Here is a 3380-nt window from a genome sequence, read left to right as displayed (position 1 = left end):
GCTCATGGGTGGAACGTTGATTATTCGGCCGGGATCCTGGGTCGGAGGCTGCTAGTACTGCTCGTCAGAGCGTGGAACGCATGATCTTCGGACGGGGCCTGGCCGGGCACGCTGTTGGGTGTCTGAGGGAACGAACTTTCCTCAGTCGCCGGCCCCAGTGCACTCGGACCTGTTGGTTCGGGGTGATGGGTGGCTGGTCGTTGTTTGAGAACTGCACAGTGGACGCGAGCATCTGTGGCCAAGTTTTTAAGGGCGCACGGTGGATGCCTTGGCACCAGGAACCGATGAAGGACGTGGGAGGCCACGATAGTCCCCGGGGAGTCGTCAACCAGGCTTTGATCCGGGGGTTTCCGAATGGGGAAACCCGGCAGTCGTCATGGGCTGTCACCCTTGTCTGAACACATAGGGCAAGTGGAGGGAACGCGGGGAAGTGAAACATCTCAGTACCCGCAGGAAGAGAAAACAACCGTGATTCCGGGAGTAGTGGCGAGCGAAACCGGATGAGGCCAAACCTACGACGTGTGAGACCCGGCAGGGGTTGCGTCGTGGGGGTTGTGGGATCTCTCTTCCACGGTCTGCCGGCCGTGGGGCGAGTCAGAAACCGTTGATGTAGGCGAAGGACATGCGAAAGGTCCGGCGTAGAGGGTAAGACCCCCGTAGTCGAAACGTCAGCGGCTCGTTTGAGAGACACCCAAGTAGCACGGGGCCCGAGAAATCCCGTGTGAATCTGGCGGGACCACCCGCTAAGCCTAAATATTCCCTGGTGACCGATAGCGGATAGTACCGTGAGGGAATGGTGAAAAGTACCCCGGGAGGGGAGTGAAATAGTACCTGAAACCGTGTGCCTACAAGCCGTGGGAGCGTCGGACATCAGCTTGCTGGTGTCTCGTGACTGCGTGCCTTTTGAAGAATGAGCCTGCGAGTTTGCGGTGTGTTGCGAGGTTAACCCGGGTGGGGAAGCCGTAGCGAAAGCGAGTCCGAACAGGGCGCTGTAGTAGCACGCTCAAGACCCGAAGCGGAGTGATCTAGCCATGGGCAGGTTGAAGCGGAGGTAAGACTTCGTGGAGGACCGAACCCACCAGGGTTGAAAACCTGGGGGATGACCTGTGGTTAGGGGTGAAAGGCCAATCAAACTCCGTGATAGCTGGTTCTCCCCGAAATGCATTTAGGTGCAGCGTCGTGTGTTTCTTGCCGGAGGTAGAGCACTGGATAGGCGATGGGCCCTACCGGGTTACTGACCTTAGCCAAACTCCGAATGCCGGTAAGTGAGAGCGCGGCAGTGAGACTGTGGGGGATAAGCTCCATGGTCGAGAGGGAAACAGCCCAGAGCATCGACTAAGGCCCCTAAGCGTACGCTAAGTGGGAAAGGATGTGGAGTCGCACAGACAACCAGGAGGTTGGCTTAGAAGCAGCCACCCTTGAAAGAGTGCGTAATAGCTCACTGGTCTAGTGATTCCGCGCCGACAATGTAGCGGGGCTCAAGCGTACCGCCGAAGTCGTGTCATTGCAGTATATAGCCCCAACGGGTGCTGTGATGGGTAGGGGAGCGTCGTCTGCCGGGTGAAGCGGCACTGGAAGGTAGTCGTGGACGGTTGACGAGTGAGAATGCAGGCATGAGTAGCGATTCACACGTGAGAAACGTGTGCGCCGATTGACTAAGGGTTCCTGGGTCAAGCTGATCTGCCCAGGGTAAGTCGGGACCTAAGGCGAGGCCGACAGGCGTAGTCGATGGATAACCGGTTGATATTCCGGTACCCGCTGTGAAGCGTCAAACATCGAAACAGGCGATGCTAAGTCCGTGAAGCCGTTCCGGACCCTTCGGGGAATGGAAAGTGGTGGAGCCGACGGACCAGACTTGCAGTAGGTGAGTGATGGGGTGACGCAGGAAGGTAGTCCATCCCGGGCGGTGGTTGTCCCGGGGTAAGGGTGTAGGACGTTGTCCAGGTAAATCCGGGCAGCACATAGTCTGAGACCTGATGCCGAGCCGATTGTGGTGAAGTGGATGATCCTATGCTGTCGAGAAAAGCCTCTAGCGAGTTTCATGGCGGCCCGTACCCTAAACCGACTCAGGTGGTCAGGTAGAGAATACCGAGGCGTTCGGGTGAACTATGGTTAAGGAACTCGGCAAAATGCCCCCGTAACTTCGGGAGAAGGGGGGCCATTCCTGGTGAGAGGACTTGCTCCTCGAGCTGGGGGTGGCCGCAGAGACCAGCGAGAAGCGACTGTTTACTAAAAACACAGGTCCGTGCGAAGCCGTAAGGCGATGTATACGGACTGACGCCTGCCCGGTGCTGGAACGTTAAGGGGACCGGTTAGCTCACTTTCGGGTGGGCGAAGCTGAGAACTTAAGCGCCAGTAAACGGCGGTGGTAACTATAACCATCCTAAGGTAGCGAAATTCCTTGTCGGGTAAGTTCCGACCTGCACGAATGGCGTAACGACTTCTCGACTGTCTCAACCATAGGCCCGGTGAAATTGCACTACGAGTAAAGATGCTCGTTTCGCGCAGCAGGACGGAAAGACCCCGGGACCTTTACTACAGTTTGATATTGGTGTTCGGTTCGGCTTGTGTAGGATAGCTGGGAGACTGTGAAGCCCGTACGCCAGTGTGGGTGGAGTCGTCGTTGAAATACCAGTCTGGTCGTGCTGGATGTCTAACCTGGGTCCGTGATCCGGATCAGGGACAGTGTCTGATGGGTAGTTTAACTGGGGCGGTTGCCTCCTAAAGGGTAACGGAGGCGCCCAAAGGTTCCCTCAGCCTGGTTGGCAATCAGGTGTTGAGTGTAAGTGCACAAGGGAGCTTGACTGTGAGACCGACGGGTCGAGCAGGGACGAAAGTCGGGACTAGTGATCCGGCGGTGGCTTGTGGAAGCGCCGTCGCTCAACGGATAAAAGGTACCCCGGGGATAACAGGCTGATCTTCCCCAAGAGTCCATATCGACGGGATGGTTTGGCACCTCGATGTCGGCTCGTCGCATCCTGGGGCTGGAGTCGGTCCCAAGGGTTGGGCTGTTCGCCCATTAAAGCGGTACGCGAGCTGGGTTTAGAACGTCGTGAGACAGTTCGGTCCCTATCCGCTGTGCGCGTAGGAGTCTTGAGAAGGGCTGTCCCTAGTACGAGAGGACCGGGACGGACGAACCTCTGGTGTGCCAGTTGTTCTGCCAAGGGCATGGCTGGTTGGCTACGTTCGGGAGGGATAACCGCTGAAAGCATCTAAGCGGGAAGCCTGCTTCGAGATGAGGACTCCCACCCACTTGATGGGGTAAGGCTCCCAGTAGACGACTGGGTTGATAGGCCGGATCTGGAAGCCAGGTAACTGGTGGAGGTGACCGGTACTAATAGGCCGAGGGCTTGTCCTCAGTTGCTCGCGTCCACTGTGTT

At 57.5% G+C, this 3380-nt stretch carries 1 rRNA gene; it reads left to right on the top strand.

Annotated elements, in window-relative coordinates:
- The first annotated feature begins 236 nt into the window (after positions 1–236).
- Positions 237–3358 (top strand): 23S ribosomal RNA (locus M878_RS60700).
- The last annotated feature ends 22 nt before the right edge of the window (positions 3359–3380 follow it).

The sequence above is a fragment of the Streptomyces roseochromogenus subsp. oscitans DS 12.976 genome (assembly GCF_000497445.1).
Lineage (GTDB): Bacteria > Actinomycetota > Actinomycetes > Streptomycetales > Streptomycetaceae > Streptomyces > Streptomyces oscitans.
The sequence above is the reverse complement of the archived record's forward strand: the minus strand, read 5'-3'. Positions and strand labels throughout refer to the sequence as shown.